The organism is Aliagarivorans taiwanensis DSM 22990, assembly GCF_000429505.1.
Taxonomy (GTDB): Bacteria; Pseudomonadota; Gammaproteobacteria; order Enterobacterales; family Celerinatantimonadaceae; genus Aliagarivorans; species Aliagarivorans taiwanensis.
On record NZ_AUBZ01000046.1, the window covers coordinates 1 to 17,722 of the forward strand.

Consider the following 17,722-nt stretch of genomic DNA (forward strand, 5'->3'; position numbering starts at 1 on the left):
CAAGAAGGCACAGTGCTCTGGGCTATCTCAGTCCAGAAAACTACGAACTAAAGAATGTAGCTTAGTAGCGTGTCCAGTATTAGCGGTGCGGATCACTACTATAGCTTTGCGTCATCTTTAATCCTTAGTTCGTCAGTAATTGCTGCCGATACTATACGGAAACTCAATTATTGGTAAACCAATATTAATTAAAGGTTTTCCAATGTGATCTGTGCCGCAGAAAATGCGCTGCTTTGAGCTGATTTGCAGGTAATTCTGCATGCGATTTTTGTAACAATCGTGACTAAGTCATTGCAGTATTATTTATGAAAGTTACTTACTTATTACTTTGATAATTAACATTGATGTCAGTAATGACGGGGTTTGGTTAAAAAACGACTGGTTAAACCAGTTGAATAATTGTGTAAATTTTCTCCACTATTTGGCTGAAAAAGCAGCGAAAATAACTGTTTAGATCAAAGAAGCAGAAATAGTCGGCAATAGCTGAAAACTAAGACTTGAATCACGTAATTTTCTTGTCACTATATGCGCATTGGTGCGTGATGCGATGTGTGTTTGGCTAAGAGGACGAGTTGTTATGTCTAATTCTTGTGTGTTGGTGGTTAACTCAGGAAGTTCATCCCTGAAGTTTGCCGTGATTGATTCAGTTTCTGGTGATGCCCTGTTCAGTGGTTTGGGTGAGCGTTTTGGTTCGCCACAAGCGTGTATTTCTTGGAAAGTGAACGGTAACAAAACTGAAGAATCGTTGGCAGAAGGTAACCACCATCAACTGGCAATTCAGCGAATTGTTGGATTGGTTGATGAGTTAGGCTTTAACGAGAGTATCGTCGCAGTCGGTCACCGTGTGGTTCACGGTGGTGAGCGCTTTACCTCGAGCACCCGCATCGACGACGATGTGCTGGCCGAAATTGAAAAGCTGGCGGATCTGGCACCGCTGCACAACCCAGCAGGCGCTAAAGGTATTCGCGCGGCAATCGAGGCCTTCCCGAGCCTGCCACAGTTTGCCGTATTCGACACCGCGTTCCACCAAACCATGCCAAAGAAAGCCTTCACCGGCGGCATTGATAACAGCCTGTATAAAGAGTACGGCATTCGCCGCTACGGCTTCCACGGTACCAGCCACTTCTATGTGAGCCGCGCCGCCGCGCAAATGATCGATAAGCCGATCGACCAAGCCAGCTTTATCTCTGTTCACCTTGGCAACGGCGCATCAGTATGTGCGGTTAAAGATGGCCAGAGCGTAGACACCTCAATGGGCTTCACTCCGCTTGCGGGTCTGATGATGGGCACCCGTAGTGGCGACTTGGACCCCGGCGTTATCGAGTTCTTGCTGAAGAAGGGCTGGAGCCAAGACAAGATCTTCGACACCCTGAACAAGAAGTCTGGCTTCTTGGGTGTATCCGGCGTAACCAGCGATGCTCGCGGCATTCTGGAAGCGATGGAGCAGGGCCACGAAGGCGCGACTTTGGCCTTCCAGGTATTTACCTACCGCGTAGCGAAATACATCGCCTCTTACATGGTGTCGCTGGATCAGCTTGATGGCATCATCTTCACCGGTGGTATCGGTGAGAACTCGCTGCCGATCCGCCGTGAAATCATCAACTACCTGAAGATCTTCGGTTACAAAGAAGACGCTGCAGCCAACGAGAAAGCGCGTTTGGGCGAAGAAGGTGTGATTACCACTGAAGACTCTCCAGTGATTATGGTTATCCCAACCAACGAAGAGCTGGTGATTGCTCAGGACTGCGTACGCTTGCAGTAAGCTCGCCGTCTGTCTGATTCTCATTAAAAAGTCTTAGCAAAAGGCCTCCATCGCGGAGGCCTTTTTTATATCTGTAACCCGTGCTGAATAAGCTCTAGGGCAGGGATGACGACAAGCCGGTCAGTACCCATTCGCCAACCCGCTGTGAGCTGGGTGGAGAGGGATACTTCGCACTGGCCTGGCTGACCTTATCCTCGCCAGCCCATCCTAAGGATTGGGCCAGACCGCCAAGCAGGCCGGTTTCACCGCCGCTTGGCCTGACACAGTTTTGATTGCTCAAGCCCCTAGCCAAGTTACCGCTCCAAGCTAGCTCATGGCTTTGGCTGTCGAGTACCTCCAAGCGCACGTTCATCTCGCGATGGGCGCTAAAGCACTCGCTCTGTTTGTGCTGATGGTGGTTCTTGGTGATTTGGTCGCTTTCTATGTGATAGCTGATCACAAAGCGGGGAGACCAGGCTGTTGAGGTATCGGCTTGCACGCTCTGCCCATAGCGCAGCTGTAACTGAGTGAGCAGAAAGGCATCGAGCTTTTTGACCTTGTAAGCGGAGATATCCGGATAGGACGACAGGGTACTGCCATTAAAGTGGGCACCTTCCGCCAGCAGATGCTCGCGACGCAACGGTTCACCTTCGGTGTACACGTCGTTCGGTGTATGGCTACAGCCACTTAGCAACAACCCGCTAAGCGAAAGCCAGATAACAGGTAGATAAGCAATGAGTTTCACGATGATTCCATGTGTGTTAACAGCAACTCAGGCCTTAATTTAACAGTAATTACTTTCAGCTAGCAATTTGTTGATGCAAGCCAAGAACGATAGGGTGGCTATCTCGGACAATGGTTGCAGATTAGCGCTCGGCGTTCTGTGTCAGCGCTTGAAAAACTGTAAAGAGGAAAGCAACTATGTCTTGTGGATGTGGAACCGATCATAGCGATGGCAAGGCGATTATCGATCGCCTGCGAGTAAAAGGGCTGGCCGACAAGCCGATGAAGCAGAGCTATCAAATTAACTGCGAATGCCAGTCTGAGTTCACCATGACAACCTTTAGTGCCAGCTGCCCACAATGCGGTATGGTATTTGGTGTAACCCCTTGTAGCCAGCATGCCTTGGAAAACATTAAACCAGCGGGTGTGAACTACTAGCGGTTATCGCCCTACCCGCAGGGCGGCTTGCAAGCGCGGGATTTGGTGATTAAGGTCAGTAGTGTTTAGGCTAACTGACAGGATGCACCATGCAAGGGATCGCCAACCGAACGCTACTATCCGCAACATCGCCCGACCAAGGTTCAGGCCTGCCGGTTTTCAATCCGGCTAGTGCCACCTTTCTGGCCTCCGTGCCAATCACGGATACGCAGCAACTTAATCAAGCGGTTGAACGCGCCCATCAGGCACAGCTTGCATGGGCCAAGCTGCCTGCCAAGCAACGTTCGGAGATACTCTTTGCCTGGTATCAGCTACTGCTCGATAACCAGCAGGACTTAGCGCGCTTAATGACTCTGGAGCAGGGTAAACCCTTGGCCGAAGCACTTGGCGAAGTGCTCTATGGTGCCAGCTTTATCCAGTGGTTTGCCGAGGAAGCCAAGCGAGCATATGGCGAAACCATTCCCGCTCCGGGGGCGGACAAACGCATCATGACCATCAAGCAACCGGTCGGCGTGACCTGCGCGATTACCCCTTGGAACTTCCCGATAGCGATGATCACCCGTAAGGCTGCGCCTGCATTGGCCGCGGGCTGCAGCATGCTGATCAAACCGGCCGAAGATACCCCGCTGTCGGCCTTGGCCATCGCTGAGCTAGCCTATCAATCGGGGATCCCCAAGGATTTGCTGCAGGTGGTAATCGGCGAAACCCCGCAGCAGGTGGGGGAGGTATTCTGTAAGCATCCGCTGATTCGCAAGCTCTCGTTTACTGGCTCCACAGCAGTGGGCAAGCAGCTATTGGAGCAGGTGGCCAGCGATGTCAAACGCTGCTCACTGGAGCTTGGCGGCAATGCTCCCTTTATCGTGTTTGACGACGCCGACATCGACGCCGCGGTGGCCGGGGCGATTGCCTCGAAGTTTCGCAATGCCGGGCAAACCTGTGTCTGCGCCAACCGTTTCTACGTGCACGATGCAGTGTATGAAGAGTTCGTCGACAAGTTTGCTCAGGCAGCCAGCGCACTGAAGGTGGGAGATGGCCTTAGCCCCGAGGTAGCCATTGGCCCGTTGATTAACCAGGCCGCTAAGGACAAGGTGCTGTCTTTGATTGCCGAGGCACTTGAGCTAGGCGCGCAGTTGGTGGGGACGCCGCCTAGCCACAGCGGACTATTGCTCGCGCCACACGTGCTAAGAGATGTAAGCCATGATATGGCGATTGTACGCCAAGAGATCTTCGGCCCGGTGGCGCCGATTATCCGTTTCAGTGACGAGCAAGCGTTGATTGCAATGGCCAATGACAGCGAGTATGGCCTGGCTAGTTACTTCTACAGCCGCGACATCCAGCGGGTGTTTCGGGTGGCAGAGGCGCTCGAGTATGGCATGGTTGGCGTTAACGAAGGCATTATCTCCACCGAGGTGGCTCCCTTTGGCGGCGTGAAGCACTCCGGGCTCGGCCGGGAAGGGGCGCGGCAAGGGCTGGATGAGTACCTGAACCTGAAATACCTGTGCTTGGGCGGCCAAGTGACGCACGACTAAGCAAACCGATTATACGCCCTGGAAACTTGTAACGAGGATCAAACCTTGGGCCTGTTTTCTGCAAAAGCTAGCTGTTTATCGCCACGAATAATGGGATAATCCGCTGTCAGTTTTTTGCTTAGTAGGCTTATCCGCTTCATCTTTGATGAAGGCCAGGGCAAAAAACAACTTACAAACACAGCAAGTAAAAGGAATTACCATGAAGTTATCCTCCCTTTTCCAGGGGGTGGCGATGGCCACCGCTTTGTTCGCTGCCGGCGCATCGGCTGCATCTGCCTATGTGGCAACCACAGCGATCGTTGAGCACCCTGCCTTAGACGCGGTACGCGATGGCGTAAAAGCCGTGCTGGAAGAGAATGGCTACAGTGGCGACAAGCTCAAATTCACCTACGAAAGCGCCCAGGGCCAACCGGCGATTGCCGCGCAGATCGCCCGCAAACTGGTGGGTGAGAAGCCCGATGTGATCGTGGCGATTGCCACCCCATCGGCGCAGGCTGCGGTTACCGCCAGCAAAGACATTCCCGTTGTATTCTCTGTGGTTACCGACCCTATCGGCGCTAAAGTCGTACCGAGTTTAACCGCCCCCGGCAGCAATGTGACCGGCCTGTCGGACATGGTTAATGTGGAGCAGCACCTGGCGCTGATCCGCGAGTTCTTGCCCGATCTAAAACGTCTCGGCATTCCTTTCAACCCCGGTGAAGCCAACTCGGTTGCCATCGTTGAGGCGATGAAGCAGGCGGCTGCAGCCCAAGGCATTGAAGTAGTTGAAAGCGCCGCACCAAAATCCTCGGATGTGATGATTGCCACCAAGCAGTTGGTTGGCAAGGTCGATGCGGTTTACGCCACCACCGACAACACCATTATCTCGGCCTTTGAGTCGGTAGTGAAAGTGGGTATCGACGCCAAACTACCGGTATTCGCCGCCGATACCGCCTCGGTTGAGCGCGGTGCTGTAGCCGCGGTTGGCTACGATTATGCAGCGCTGGGCCGTCAAACCGGTGAGCTGGTATTGAAGGTTCTGGCCGGTGAAAACCCCGGTGATATCGACGTGAAAATGGCAGAGGGTACTGACTTGTACGTGAACCCGAAGATTGCCAAGCGCATGGGCGTGAGCATCCCTGATGCGGTGCTTGCACGTGCCAACAAGGTTATCGACTAGGGTAGAAAGATGTCGTTGTTTGCGTTTTTTGGCACCTTGGAGATCGGCTTTATCTATGGGCTGGTCGCCATCGGTGTCTACCTGACCTTTCGGGTCTTGGACTTTCCCGACCTGACCGTTGACGGTAGCTTTACCTTGGGGGCGGCGGTCACCGCCACCTTGATTGTGCTGGGCTATAACGCCTATCTAGCCACCTTGCTGGGCACCTTAGCGGCCGGCGCTGCGGGGTTGGTCACTGCCTGGCTTAACCTGCGTTTCAATATCCTGCACCTGCTGGCCAGTATCTTGACTATGACCGCGCTGTATACCATTAACCTAAGGGTGATGGGCAAGCCGAACGTGGCGTTGATTATGGAGCCGACGGTGTTAATGCCCTTCGAGTCACTGCCCCTTGAGAACATGTACCTGAAAGTGGTGTTTGTGGCGGTGTGCGCGATTGTGGTGGGGCTGGCGGTTGCCTGGTTCCTTAACACCCAATACGGCTTGGCGATGCGCGCGGTGGGCGCCAATACCCGCATGGCGCAGGCCAACGGGATTGTGGTGAAGGAGAAGGTCTATGTTGGCCTGGCCCTATCCAATGGTTTAGTGGGCTTGGCCGGTGCGCTATTTGCGCAAACCAATGGCTTCGCCGATTCCACCATGGGCATCGGTACCATTGTGGTAGGCCTGGCTGCGGTGATTATCGGCCAGTCGCTGTTTGCCTCGCGCTCGATGGTGGTGATTGTGCTGAGCTGTATTGTTGGCTCATTGCTCTACCGTATCGCCGTCTCGGCGGCGCTGAACGCCGACTTCCTGGGCTTTACCGCGTCGGATCTGAATTTGATTACCGCAGTACTAGTGGGGCTGGCTTTGGTCTTTCCGCAGTTGCGCAGAGAGTGGAAGGCCAAGCGTGCCAGGGAGGGTAAGCAATGATCCGCTGTGAAAATCTTCATGTGACCTTTAACCGCGGGCTGCCTACCGAGAAGTTGGCACTGCGCGGTGTCGACTTGAGCATAGACAAGAGTCAGTTTGTTACCGTGATTGGCTCCAATGGCGCGGGTAAATCGACCTTATTGAATGCTATCGCCGGCGACGTAAGCAGCACCCAGGGCAAGATCTTCTTCGATGAGCGCGAGGTCACCCGGCTACCGGCCACTGCCCGCACCAAAGACATCGCCCGGGTGTTCCAAGACCCCCTAGCGGGTACCTGCGGCAACCTGACCGTAGAGGAGAACATGGCACTGGCTTATGGCCGTGGTTCGCGCGGTAAGCTCAAACCCGCCTTGAATGGCAAGCTGCGGGAGCTGTTTAAAGAGCAGTTGGCGCGTTTGAACCTGGGGCTGGAGGATCGCTTGGATGCTGAGATGGGCCTTCTTTCGGGCGGTCAGCGTCAATCGGTGAGCCTACTGATGTCGGCCTTGCAACCCAGCACTATCTTATTGCTGGATGAACATACCGCCGCGCTCGACCCGAAGACCGCCGCGCTGATCATGGACATCTCCTCGCAGATCATTGCCGAGAAGCAACTGACCGTGATGATGGTGACCCACTCGATGCGCCAAGCGCTGGATTATGGCAACCGCACCATCATGCTACACGAGGGCAAAGTGGTGTTCGATCTAAGCGGCGATGAGCGAGCTAACTGCCAAGTGAAAGACCTGCTGGATTTGTTCGCCAAAGCCAAAGGTGACGGCGATGAGCTAGACGACGACAAGCTATTACTCGGCGCTTAGTTGCCTGTTTACTAATTACCCACTCACATCCTATCTTAAAAGAGGCTTCGGCCTCTTTTTTTGGTTTTAACGACAGATAAACAGGCGTTTAGGTTGTTTTACCGTGCGTAAATCTGTGACCGCGGCGGCGAAGTTTTAGCCAAATATTAACTATTCTGGTACTTGTAAACAGCAGATTTGCTCAAGGGGGCAATGATGAATTTAGAAGAACGGGAATACCAACACTTTGGTCCTTGGCTGGTTGAGGTGGACAACCTAGACGATATCCCACCACAGTTTGGCGACATCTCCGCCGACTACAACGGCGCCAGTTTTGCGTTCAAGATCCCTATTCATCAGGAACGGCGCAATGTGAATATGGGAATGCTGTTGTACCCGCAGTTGGTGATCGTCCACAGCGACCGGCTGATCTACTTGAACGTCGCTTCTAGCCAGATGATCCGTCAAGTGATCCACTATCAGGATTTGCTGTGGCTGGAGCATGGTGGAGATTTGCTCGATAGCCACATCACGCTCGCGACCAGCTCGCAAACCCTGCGCGTGACCTACAACATGAGCTCGCAAGACATCGCCAGCAAGGCCATTCGTTATATCCGTAACGGCGTTAGCCCTGAGCTTAGCGATGGGGATGTTGCCGACGCGGGTGATCAGCCAGAGGCTGAACAACAGATCTTCCGTTATCTGTGCGACAAAGAGCAGCTCGGCGGCAGCCTGCAGATCCTCGGCTATCAGCCGAGCATTGAGCTGGGACCTTTGCCCAATAACAGCCTGAGTAATATTTACCGCAATATTAACCAGTACCGCTTGCTCGACAGCATGTTGGTGTGCGATGGCACCGAGTTGATTGTTGCCAGCCGCGGCAAGGATGTGGTGGATGTGCGCGAGACCAACTACAAGTTCTCTCACACCTATATCCGTTTGGATCGGATTTCGGGTATTTCAATACGCCCGGATGAGCAGTTCCGGGAGCTAAAACAGCTTTGGCTTGAGCTCGAAGGTCGGCGCTGGCAATGGCGTCTGGGGGCGGATTTTGTCACCGATGACCTGGCGATGTTGTTAAACCCCAGTGAGATGGCGGTTACTTAATCTGGTTTTTGGCTTAATAGATAGATTTTATGCGGACTTGCATAGCATAAACTAAATAAATTACTGAAATATTACATTAAATAACCGATAATGAATTCGATGTTAGCAAACAAGGAGGGGAAATATCATGTCGTTATTTATTGTTGTCATCGCGAGCCTTATCGGAATCTATCACAGCCTTAAAGCCTTGGTCGTATTGCTAAACCACTCCCCAAACAAAATGGATAGCCTGTTGCTGTCAGCTTTTGGAAATCTGGGTATCTTGGTGTGCTTGACCCAACTCGGCGCGCAACCAGCGCTAGCCCTAGTCGCTTTGATTGTTAGTCTGGTAACTGCAGGCCTACATTACTACCAAGCGCGGACGCAGGTATCCTTGGCCTGATGAAGTCGGCCTACGCTATGCGTAGGCCCTTCTTTTCACTGCTAATCAGCCGCTAATCAAGCATTTAGGCAACCTTATTTAGCCACCCTAACTTAGCCACTCAGCCTGACCGTTTTCCAAATCATTTCTCCACGTCATCCGCTCGAATCAATCCAGATAATCATTTCGCAATATAACTGTCTTCTTCCTGTCACTTTAACGTAATAACTTCGTTGTCAGTTTTAGCTACAAGGAAGTCTCGCTTTGAGTCTATCGCTAAGCGCGTTAAGCAAATCCTATCAGGGCACCCAAGCCCTTCAGCCCTGTTCTCTTAGCCTACAAGCTGGCCAGCTAGGTGCTCTGTTGGGGCCATCGGGTTGCGGTAAGACCACCCTGCTTAAGCTGATTGCTGGCCTTGAAGTGCCTGACCAAGGCAACATCGCCATTGCCGGGCAAACCGTGTTTGATCATGGCTCTGGCGTGAACGTGGCGGTGGCCAAGCGGCGCCTAGGCATGGTGTTTCAAGACTTTGCCCTGTGGCCTCACCTTAGCGTGTTCGAGAACGTCGCCTTCGGCCTACGTGCACAGGGGCGAGTATCGCAGCTTAAGCACAAGGTGATGCGGGCGCTTGAGCAGGTACAGCTAGCGCATTTGGCTGAACGGCTGCCCGCCCAGCTCTCGGGGGGGCAGCAGCAGCGGGTCTCATTAGCGCGTGCGATTGTCACCGAACCGCAACTGATTTTGCTGGATGAGCCCTTGTCGGCGCTGGATGCCAAGCTGCGTGAAAGTATGCAGACCTTGCTGATGCAGGTGCTTAAAGAGAACGGCTTGACCGCAGTTTATGTGACCCACGATCAGAGTGAAGCGATGGCCATGGCCGATCAGGTGTTTGTGATGCAACAAGGCCAGATTGTTCAGCAGGGCACGCCACAGCAGATCTATAGCCAACCCTCTCACCCTTTTGTAGCCGATTTTATTGGTCGCTCAAACGTACTTCCCGGCAGCCAAGGCCGCCGTTTATTGCGGATCGAACATGTATTGCTCGAGCAAACCGATCAGGCCATCGCCTTTGAGGCCACGGTGCGCCAAGGGCTGTATCAGGGCAGCCACTACTTGATAGAGGCGGAGGTTGCCGATCAGCGCTGGCTGTTCCACTCGCGACAGCCAATGGCTGGTGGCCAAAGCCTGACGCTGTACGGTGAAAACCACCAGATTATAGAACTGTAAACTCGCGTTGCTGAGCTGCAGTTGAAGGCGCAACGCAACTGAACCTAAACCTTAATTAGCACGGATGACAAGATGAACACACTTCTAAAAACCGCTTCCTTGGCGTTGGCACTGACAGTCTCTGGGGTGCAGGCTGCCGATCTCGTGGTCTACACCGCAGGCCCGAAAGGTCTGGCCAACAAACTGGTGAAAGATTTTGAACAGCAAAGTGGGGTAGGGGTTCAGGTGTATCAGGCAACTACCGGTCGGGTACTTGGCCGCCTAAAAGCAGAAGAGGCCAAGCCAGTTGCCGATGTGGTGATTCTGGCGTCATGGCCTGCGGGGATGGGCCTGCAGCGCGAAGGATTGCTGCACAGCATCGAGATCGATAACGCCGACAAGTTGCATCCAGGCTGGAATGGCAACAATCAACTGTTTGGCTATTCAGGTTCTGCTTTAGGGATTACCTATAACACGCGCATGGTTGAAGAGATCCCGGCATCGGTAGAAGCCTTGGCCAGCGCCGAATGGGAAGGGCAGATCGTCTTCCCCGACCCGAACGAGTCTGGCTCGGCCTTGGATTTCGTCACCGGTTATGTCAACGATAAAGGCGATCAGGCATGGGAGCTATTCCAGCGCTGGGATGAGTATGATCTAGCTGTGAATGGCGCCAACCGCCCGGCGCTTAACCAAGTGGTGAACGGCGCCAAGAAAGCGGTGATTGCCGGTGTGGATTACATGGGCTTTGGCGAGAAGAAGAAGGGTAATCCCATCGAGGTGATCTACCCCGAAGAAGGCACGGTGATTGCCCCGCGCCCGGCGATGATCCTGGAGTCCAGTGACAACAAGCAAAAGGCCGAGCAGTTCGTGACCTACCTACTCAGTGACCGCGCTCAGCAGATTGTCGCCGATGCCTTGCTGATCCCCGGTCGCAACGATATACCAGCCGACGCCTCGCGCCCCGGCTATGCCGATATCAAACAGCTGAATATCGACTGGGAGTGGATGTTGGACAACCAAGTTGCGGTAACCCAACGTTTTTCGGGCCTGTTCCGCTAAACCTGTCTTTAGGAAGCGGGACGCACGTCCCGCTTCCCCCCTCTACAGTGATCGAACGTGATAAGAAAACTTAACCTACATCTGGCCAGCCTGAGTTTGCTGTTGCTGGTGGTGTTTCCACTGGCAGCCATCCTGCAGCACAGTATTTACCATCAGCAGCAATGGCAGTTTACTCACTTAGCTGCGCAGCTTTTCCAGCTGTATCCCTTCCAGATACTGGCAAACTCCTTGCTGTTGGCGGCGCTGGTCACCTTGTTTGCCACCGCGTTAGCCGCGCCCTTAGCCTGGATTATGGCGCGTACGCCGCTGGCGCGTCATCGCCGTTTGGAAGTGCTGATCTTGCTGCCATTTATGACCCCGCCGTTTATCGATTCGATGGGCTGGATCGTGTTTATGCAGCCGCGTGGCTATTTGGAGCAACTGGCTCCGCAGTTGGCATTCTTACAGCAAGGCTTTTTTAGCTTGGCGGGAATGGTGCTGATTATGGGGCTGTCGCTGTTTCCATTCCTCTATTTGATGCTCAAAAACAATCTGCTGCAGATAAGCGCCAGTTTGGAAGACGCGGCACAAGTGGCTGGGGCTGGGCGCTGGCGGATTATCAGCCGGGTGGTGGCGCCGCTGATGCTCTCCAGTTATGCGATGGGCGCATTGCTGATTTTTGTTAAAACCATCTCCGAGTTTGGCACGCCCGCCACCTTGGGTAAGCAGATCGGCTTCTATGTGCTGACCACCGAGATCCATCGCTATACCTCCACTTGGCCCATCGACTTCTCCCGCGCGGCGATGCTCTCGTCGATTTTGCTGTTTACCAGTATGGCGCTGTGGGCTGGGCAGGTGTATCTGTCGGAGCGCTTTCGACAGCCCTTAGTTGGAGGGCGTTCGGCAGCAGCTAAAAGCTACCAGCTTAAGCCGTGGCAGACGGTACTGGCCTATGGCTATGTGGTACTTCTGTTGGTACTGGCGATTGGTGTGCCCTACTTTTCGATTGTGCTCACGGCATGCCTCGATTTAGCTGGATTAGGGCTTGCCTGGGATAACTTCACGCTGCGCCACTTTGCTGAGGTGTTTAGCCGCGATGGCGAAGCGCTACAGGCACTGTTTACCAGCCTTAAGCTGAGCTTCTACAGTGCTTGTTTGTGTGCACTGTTGGGGCTGTGGTACGCGATGGTGGTGGTCCGCCAACCGGGCTGGGTAAGTCGTTGCATTGACTTTGCAAGCTTGATGTCGAATACCATCCCCGGCATCGTGGTGGTGTTTGGCCTTATCCTGTTCTGGAATAGTCCGCATAACCCGCTTCCGGTCTACAACAGCGAGTGGATGCTGATCCTGACCTATGTCGCCCTGTTTATCCCCTACACCGTGCAGTATGTGAAGGCCGCGCTGCAGCAGTTGGCTACATCGCTGGGGCAGGCGGCCAAGATCTGTGGCGCATCCGAGTGGTATGGCTTTCGCCGGATCACCTTGCCACTGCTAGTGCCTGCGTTGATGTCCGGCTGGATGATGAGCTTTGTGATTGGTCAGCGCGAGCTAGTCGGCTCGTTGATGGTCAAACCGCCTGGAATCGAGACCTCGGCGACCTTTATCTTCCACGAGTTTGATCAGGGTAATGCCAGCTTGGCGATGGCAATGGCGCTGATTGTGGTCGGGACTACTTCGTTGGTACTGATGGCGATGAAAGTCTGGGAGAGCAGAAATAACTCGTAGCCTTGGGTTGGTTGATAAAAAGGTGGATAGGCTTCTACCTATCCACAAAAACAAACTATTGAAAGCGCCCGAGGACGACGGTATGAGAGGAGTGTTGTTAGAATCCCTTCTGGTTCCCAGACCGTGCTGAGAGCTTAAGAAAATGCGCTAAATCGAGAAAGTAAATCGAGCATTTCCATCAATAAGTGGCGTGGAACGATTAGAATAAGCGGCAGAGACTTCTGATTGAGCCCGTTGTGTTGAAATCCCCCCTTATCGATGTCCAGCGCCTGAGGGTGCTGACCAAAATGTACGAGCTACGTAGCGTCAAAGCTGTGGCTATTGCTCTGCAGCGCAGCCCCGGAATGGTGAGCAAGACCATCTCAAAGCTAAAAGAACAGCTCGCCGATCCGCTGTTTGTGCCAACCAAGAATGGCTTTGAGCCCTCGCTCTATGTCGAGCAGAACATTCGCCATGTCTACCAGATTCTCGAATCCTACGAAAAGATTCAGATTAGCCAGTTCGACCCAGAGCTCACCGATGAGACCTTCCTCATCTACGCTCCGGCCCTGTTTTGGGAGCATTTCGGCAGTAGCCTCTATGATTTGCTAAAACTAGCGGCGCCTAACGCCAAGTTCTCGTTTCGTATGTGGGGGGCGGAGGCCCGCGATGCCATCTTACGCGGGGAGGGGCATGTGGGGATCCATATCTATGAGGAGGATGTCCCGCAGTCGCTCTATCAAGAGAAAATCGGTAGCGATAAGATTGTTGTCTATGCCCGTCACGACCACCCAGCTTCATCCATTGAAGAGTTGCAGGACTATCCCTTGGCGATTACGCGCACTCCCGGTTGGAACGACCAGCGCTATCAAGTGGTTGAGCGTTTGCAGGCCATGGGCTTGGACATCGATGTGAGTGTTGAGTCCGAATACAGCGGTGTCTGCGAGGAGCTGGTGATGCACGGCGAGCATTTTGCCTTGAAGCTGGCACGCGGGATTGGGCCGCAGCACAAGGTGTTTCCCCTAAAGGGTGTTGATCTGCAGTTTGACTATGTCGTAAGTTGTCGCCGTAGCCGCAAAGATAGCCCTGCCATGCAGTGGTTCACTGGCATCATCAAAGAGATGCTGAGTTAAGCGATCGCAATCTTCAGAGCAAGAGCCAAACCTTAAACGCTTAACCTTAAATCAAGGAAGGTGAGTTGAACGAGCGAGAGTATCGCCTTATCCAGGCGCTGAACAAAGGCGTTGATCGCTATTTTGAACAAGCGGAGGGGCAAACTGCGGGCTTTGTGGCGCGTCACTTTCGCTACCCCGGCAACTGGCAAACGAATCGCCGGGCACTTGGCTTGGATATGCTGCGCGCGCCGCTCAATCTGCTGTGGGCGCCGTTGTATCTATTCGGTCGGATGCTGCTTTGGTTGGCTCGTCGCAAGGGCTGGGGACGGGCTAGCCGCTTGTTGGAACGTCTGCCCGGCGGGTTGATCACGCAGGTTCAGCGCTATGTGGCTGAGCGTTTTCGCCACGAGCTACTCGATAGCCTCCGGCTTGATGCCTGCCTGCGCGATGCTATCTGTGAAACGCTGTCTGAGGATGAGTCTTTGGATACCGAGCGCTTGTCGGCCCTGCAGCGAGCTCGCTTTGAGCAACTACTCGAAGAGTTGCTGTCTGACTACGCGCAGGTGCGCACCGCTATGGCCGACATTGGTAACTCGCTAACCAGTTTGGTGATTGGCGCATTGGCCTTTAAGAAATACACGCCGGGCGGAATAGCGTTGGGGCTGTATCTGGCGGGGGGAGTCAGCCAATACTGGGCCAGTCAGCAGTTTTGGGCCGGTCCTTGGCTGGGAGAGCTTTATTACAGCGTGGTGCCGGTATCGACCAGCGTGGGCTTGCAGGTGGGGTCGGTGCTTGCGACCTTGTGTGCTCTGGCGGTATTTGCCAGCTTTTCTGGATTAATCTTAGATCCGTTGCAAGCAAGGTTAGGCCTGCATCAAGCCCGCCTTAACAAAGTGCTGCGCCATATGCGGGCTGATTTCAAACAGCAACGCCGCAGCAGCTACCACGCTAAAGAGCCTTACTTGGCCAGGCTGTTAGAGTTTGTAGACAGTATCCGCAGCCCCCTCAATCATATCTAGGCCAAGCTATACCCGAGCAAATTCGTCAGCTCTTGAACTGTTGAATACTCTGACGCAGCTGTGTGGCGAGGCGAGCCATCTCGGCGCAGCTCTGGCTCACCGTTTTCAGTTGTTCGCTGTTGTCTTGGGTTGAGTCGCTCAAGCGAACCACGTTGTTATCGAGCTCGGCAACCACACAGCTTTGCTCTTCGGCGGCGCTGGCGACCTGCACATTCATATCGTTCACCGTTACGATGGCCTGCACGATCTGCTCCATAAGCTCTGCGCTCTGTTGGCATTGCTGCAGTGCGGTTTCGCTCAGCGACATACTTTGCGACATATGCCCTAATGCTTGTTGTGAGTCGCCTTCAATATTCTTGATCAGCACCTCTATCTCGGTGGTGGACTCTTGAGTGCGCATTGACAAAGCCCTTACCTCTTCAGCCACGACTGAGAAGCCTCGGCCATGCTCACCGGCACGGGCCGACTCGATGGCTGCGTTGAGCGCCAGCAGATTGGTTTGCTCAGAGATGGTTTTAATGACCTCCAGCACTTGGGTGATCTCTTGGTTGCGTGCGTTTAGCTGCTGCAACGCTTGTTGGCTATGGCTAAGGCTGGTGTGCAGGGTTTGATTCTGTTCTCCCATTTGGTGTGTGGCATCCAGGCTGGCCTGTGCCTGCTCGGAGACATGGTGGGCTTGCTGCTGGGCCTCGGTGGTTGAGTCGGCAATCGATGAAGCGGTCACCGAGATCTCATGGGTTGCGGTGGCTACCTGATTAATCTCATCGCCTTGCAACACCACGTTATCAGAGACCTTGGTACAGGCCACGCTTAGGCTTTGGGCTGAGGCATCTACTAGGTTGGCGGTGCGTTTTGCCTCGCTGAGTAGCTTGGCAACCGCCTCCTGAGTCAGGCGCATTTGCTCTAAAAGTGCGCCAATCTCACCATGTTCCTTGCGGTCAATGGCGGTGGAAAAGTCGCCGTGGGCAAATTCATCCAAGTGATCATCGACTTTGCTGACCCCCCGTTTGATGCTGCTCATCAATTTCATACACACCAAGATGGTCAACGAAATCCCAATCAAGGTGCTAATCAGCGATATCTGCTCTAGCTGGCGCGCATCGCCGTCGATCTCCAAGGTCGCTTGTTCGGTGAAGTCTTCAATCTGCTGCTGGATCTGCTCGCTGTGTTTGTGAAGTTCAGTGGCCAGGTGTTCCAACTGTTTAATCTCTTGATTTAGCACATCGGCGGGAATCGCTTGATTAGTGTGTGCCAGCACCTCTAAGGCGTTGTCATGCCACAGGCGATGTTCTTCGCCCAAGTTCTGCAGTAGCTGCTGGGTTTGGCGCAGCTTAGTGAGTTTATCCTCGGTGAGTTTACTTAGCAGGATCTGCTCAAGCAGGTCTTGGCCGAGAGTCAGCTCATGTTTGACCAGACTCTCCAGATCTTCCAATTGACTCACCAACTGATGGATATGGCTCGATTGTTGCTCACCCTGGCTGTCCATTGCCAAGCGCAGGGCTTGTTCGAAGTAAACCTGCTGCTGCAACTGGTGCTCGGTGATTAAGGTGGTAGTTTCTTGAAGTGGGATATCCAGATGGGCAACGCCGTGAATATGCTCTTCGAGTTTAAATATCTGTGAGAACACCGAGATGGTGGCGATGGCCTGAATGCTACAGATGGTGATTGTCAGTGCAATCAGCTTGGCCTTGAGAGAGCGAGGGCGGAGCAGTTGGAAAAAGCTGCGCTGATCGGCGCTGGTGATCTTAAGGTCTTCTACATCCTGTAGAGCCGCCTCTGGATGGGCTTTCATGACGCTATCCTTGCTATTGAGTCATCATTAAGTAAAGCTAGCAGAGTTACTCAAAATTGATAATTAATTGAGCTATCGCATGCTAAAAAGCCGCTCTTAGGAGCGGCTTTTTATACTAAGGGGTAAGTTCGGCTTAGCGCGACTTCACGTAAGGCTGGCCTACCGCCTTCGGTGCAATGGCCTTACCGATAAAGCCGGCGAGCAGCAGTACGGTCAGCACGTATGGCAATACCTCAATCGCCTGTACCGGCACTTCACCGATAACTGGGATCTCCACGCCTTGTAGGCGCACTGCCAAGGCATCAAGGAAGCCAAACAGTAAGCAACCGAACATCACACTCACCGGGCGCCACTTACCGAAAATAAGTGCTGCCAGTGCGATAAAGCCTTTACCGGCGCTCATGTTCGGCACAAAGCCCGCCGAGTGAGCGGTCGACAGATAAGCACCCGCGATACCCGCCAGCAAGCCGGCAATCATTAGCGCGCGGTAGCGCAGCCAGGTTACCGATACCCCAGCAGTATCTACCGAGTGTGGGTTCTCACCCACCGCACGCAGGCGCAGGCCAAAGCGAGTGCGCTGCAGGATCCACCAAGATACGGGCACTAGCGCAAAGGCGAGATATACCAATAGGTTGTGTCCAGACAGCAGCTTGCTGTAGAGCGAGCCAATCAGCGGCACATCTTGCAGCATGCCAGCCAGCGGCAGGTCGATGGCTTGGAAGCGCTGGTCGCCCACTAGCGATGGGGTTTGACCGCCTTGCTCGAACCAGTAACGGCCTAGGGTTACAGTCAGACCGGCGGCCAGCATGTTGATAGCAGTACCCGATACGATCTGATCGCCGCGATGAGTAATCGAGGCAAAGCCGTGTACCATCGCCAGCGCAAAGCCGGTGGCCATACCCGCCAGCAAGCCCATCCATACGCTGCCTGTGGCATAGGAGGTAGCAGCTGCGGCAAAGGCTGAGCCCAGCAGCTTACCTTCCAAGGCGATGTTTACAACGCCCGAGCGCTCGGAGAACAAGCCGGCCAGCGCCAATAGCAACAGTGGGGTGGCAACCCGCAGGGTGGCGTCTAGCAATAAGATAATGGTGTCAAACAT

16 protein-coding genes are annotated in these 17,722 nt (G+C 53.8%); 13 read left to right on the plus strand and 3 right to left on the minus strand.

Annotation, left to right across the window (positions count from 1 at the left end; translation table 11 throughout):
* The first annotated feature begins 577 nt into the window (after positions 1 to 577).
* A complete protein-coding gene (locus G462_RS0118105; protein ID WP_026960246.1) occupies positions 578 to 1,762 on the plus strand; it encodes an acetate/propionate family kinase in 1,185 nt (394 codons plus the stop codon).
* A gap of 94 nt (positions 1,763 to 1,856) precedes the next feature.
* Here the strand turns inward: G462_RS0118105 and G462_RS0118110 are convergent, their stop codons facing one another.
* The gene (locus G462_RS0118110) at positions 1,857 to 2,486 is read right to left on the minus strand and encodes a hypothetical protein (RefSeq protein ID WP_026960247.1); all 630 of its coding nucleotides are present in this window, start codon (positions 2,484 to 2,486) and stop codon (positions 1,857 to 1,859) included.
* A 176-nt stretch (positions 2,487 to 2,662) separates the two neighbouring features.
* Here G462_RS0118110 and G462_RS0118115 point away from each other — a divergent pair, with 176 nt between their 5' ends.
* The 12 genes from G462_RS0118115 (at position 2,663) to G462_RS0118170 (ending at position 14,831) form a co-directional block, all read left to right on the plus strand.
* Positions 2,663 to 2,902, plus strand: a complete 240-nt coding sequence (locus G462_RS0118115) for a hypothetical protein (RefSeq protein ID WP_026960248.1) — start codon at positions 2,663 to 2,665, stop codon at positions 2,900 to 2,902.
* An 89-nt stretch (positions 2,903 to 2,991) separates the two neighbouring features.
* A complete protein-coding gene (locus G462_RS0118120) occupies positions 2,992 to 4,431 on the plus strand; it encodes an NAD-dependent succinate-semialdehyde dehydrogenase (RefSeq protein WP_026960249.1) in 1,440 nt (479 codons plus the stop codon).
* A gap of 199 nt (positions 4,432 to 4,630) precedes the next feature.
* Entirely contained in the window at positions 4,631 to 5,590 is a 960-nt protein-coding gene (locus tag G462_RS0118125; RefSeq protein WP_026960250.1) for an ABC transporter substrate-binding protein, read from the plus strand.
* Positions 5,591 to 5,599: 9 nt separating this feature from the next.
* Positions 5,600 to 6,502 carry an ABC transporter permease gene (locus G462_RS0118130; RefSeq protein WP_026960251.1) on the plus strand — a complete coding sequence of 301 codons (903 nt, stop codon included), beginning with the start codon at positions 5,600 to 5,602 and terminating at the stop codon, positions 6,500 to 6,502.
* Complete coding sequence (locus tag G462_RS0118135) at positions 6,499 to 7,302, plus strand: ABC transporter ATP-binding protein (RefSeq protein WP_026960252.1); 804 nt, start codon at positions 6,499 to 6,501, stop codon at positions 7,300 to 7,302. The genes G462_RS0118130 and G462_RS0118135 overlap by 4 nt, the downstream gene beginning before the upstream one ends.
* A gap of 195 nt (positions 7,303 to 7,497) precedes the next feature.
* The gene (locus G462_RS0118140) at positions 7,498 to 8,388 is read left to right on the plus strand and encodes a hypothetical protein (protein WP_026960253.1); all 891 of its coding nucleotides are present in this window, start codon (positions 7,498 to 7,500) and stop codon (positions 8,386 to 8,388) included.
* Positions 8,389 to 8,515: 127 nt separating this feature from the next.
* Positions 8,516 to 8,770: a hypothetical protein gene (locus G462_RS0118145; protein WP_026960254.1), complete on the plus strand. Its 255-nt coding sequence runs from the start codon at positions 8,516 to 8,518 to the stop codon at positions 8,768 to 8,770.
* A 243-nt stretch (positions 8,771 to 9,013) separates the two neighbouring features.
* Entirely contained in the window at positions 9,014 to 9,976 is a 963-nt protein-coding gene (locus G462_RS23315) for an ABC transporter ATP-binding protein (RefSeq protein WP_035478284.1), read from the plus strand.
* Between the two features lie 72 nt (positions 9,977 to 10,048).
* Positions 10,049 to 11,014: an extracellular solute-binding protein gene (locus G462_RS0118155; protein ID WP_035478286.1), complete on the plus strand. Its 966-nt coding sequence runs from the start codon at positions 10,049 to 10,051 to the stop codon at positions 11,012 to 11,014.
* A gap of 57 nt (positions 11,015 to 11,071) precedes the next feature.
* Positions 11,072 to 12,718: an ABC transporter permease gene (locus tag G462_RS0118160; RefSeq protein ID WP_026960256.1), complete on the plus strand. Its 1,647-nt coding sequence runs from the start codon at positions 11,072 to 11,074 to the stop codon at positions 12,716 to 12,718.
* Positions 12,719 to 12,954: 236 nt separating this feature from the next.
* Positions 12,955 to 13,830 carry a LysR family transcriptional regulator gene (locus G462_RS0118165; RefSeq protein ID WP_157378671.1) on the plus strand — a complete coding sequence of 292 codons (876 nt, stop codon included), beginning with the start codon at positions 12,955 to 12,957 and terminating at the stop codon, positions 13,828 to 13,830.
* 65 nt (positions 13,831 to 13,895) lie between these two features.
* Positions 13,896 to 14,831, plus strand: coding sequence for a DUF6635 family protein (locus tag G462_RS0118170; RefSeq protein WP_051326848.1), 936 nt, complete (start codon positions 13,896 to 13,898; stop codon positions 14,829 to 14,831).
* Positions 14,832 to 14,856: 25 nt separating this feature from the next.
* Here G462_RS0118170 and G462_RS0118175 read toward each other — a convergent pair whose 3' ends face one another.
* Positions 14,857 to 16,623, minus strand: coding sequence for a methyl-accepting chemotaxis protein (locus tag G462_RS0118175; RefSeq protein ID WP_026960259.1), 1,767 nt, complete (start codon positions 16,621 to 16,623; stop codon positions 14,857 to 14,859).
* Between the two features lie 133 nt (positions 16,624 to 16,756).
* Positions 16,757 to 17,722, minus strand: coding sequence for an ABC transporter permease (locus G462_RS0118180; RefSeq protein WP_026960260.1), 966 nt, complete (start codon positions 17,720 to 17,722; stop codon positions 16,757 to 16,759).

What these genes read in the sequence shown, in the direction of transcription:
- G462_RS0118105 (WP_026960246.1), top strand. Translation starts at nt 578, where the DNA reads ATGTCTAATTCTTGTGTGTTGGTGGTTAACTCAGGAAGTTCATCCCTG.
- G462_RS0118115 (WP_026960248.1), top strand. Translation starts at nt 2,663, where the DNA reads ATGTCTTGTGGATGTGGAACCGATCATAGCGATGGCAAGGCGATTATC.
- G462_RS0118120 (WP_026960249.1), top strand. Translation starts at nt 2,992, where the DNA reads ATGCAAGGGATCGCCAACCGAACGCTACTATCCGCAACATCGCCCGAC.
- G462_RS0118125 (WP_026960250.1), top strand. Translation starts at nt 4,631, where the DNA reads ATGAAGTTATCCTCCCTTTTCCAGGGGGTGGCGATGGCCACCGCTTTG.
- G462_RS0118130 (WP_026960251.1), top strand. Translation starts at nt 5,600, where the DNA reads ATGTCGTTGTTTGCGTTTTTTGGCACCTTGGAGATCGGCTTTATCTAT.
- G462_RS0118135 (WP_026960252.1), top strand. Translation starts at nt 6,499, where the DNA reads ATGATCCGCTGTGAAAATCTTCATGTGACCTTTAACCGCGGGCTGCCT.
- G462_RS0118140 (WP_026960253.1), top strand. Translation starts at nt 7,498, where the DNA reads ATGAATTTAGAAGAACGGGAATACCAACACTTTGGTCCTTGGCTGGTT.
- G462_RS0118145 (WP_026960254.1), top strand. Translation starts at nt 8,516, where the DNA reads ATGTCGTTATTTATTGTTGTCATCGCGAGCCTTATCGGAATCTATCAC.
- G462_RS0118155 (WP_035478286.1), top strand. Translation starts at nt 10,049, where the DNA reads ATGAACACACTTCTAAAAACCGCTTCCTTGGCGTTGGCACTGACAGTC.
- G462_RS0118175 (WP_026960259.1), bottom strand. Translation starts at nt 16,623, where the DNA reads ATGAAAGCCCATCCAGAGGCGGCTCTACAGGATGTAGAAGACCTTAAG.
- G462_RS0118180 (WP_026960260.1), bottom strand. Translation starts at nt 17,722, where the DNA reads ATGTTTGACACCATTATCTTATTGCTAGACGCCACCCTGCGGGTTGCC.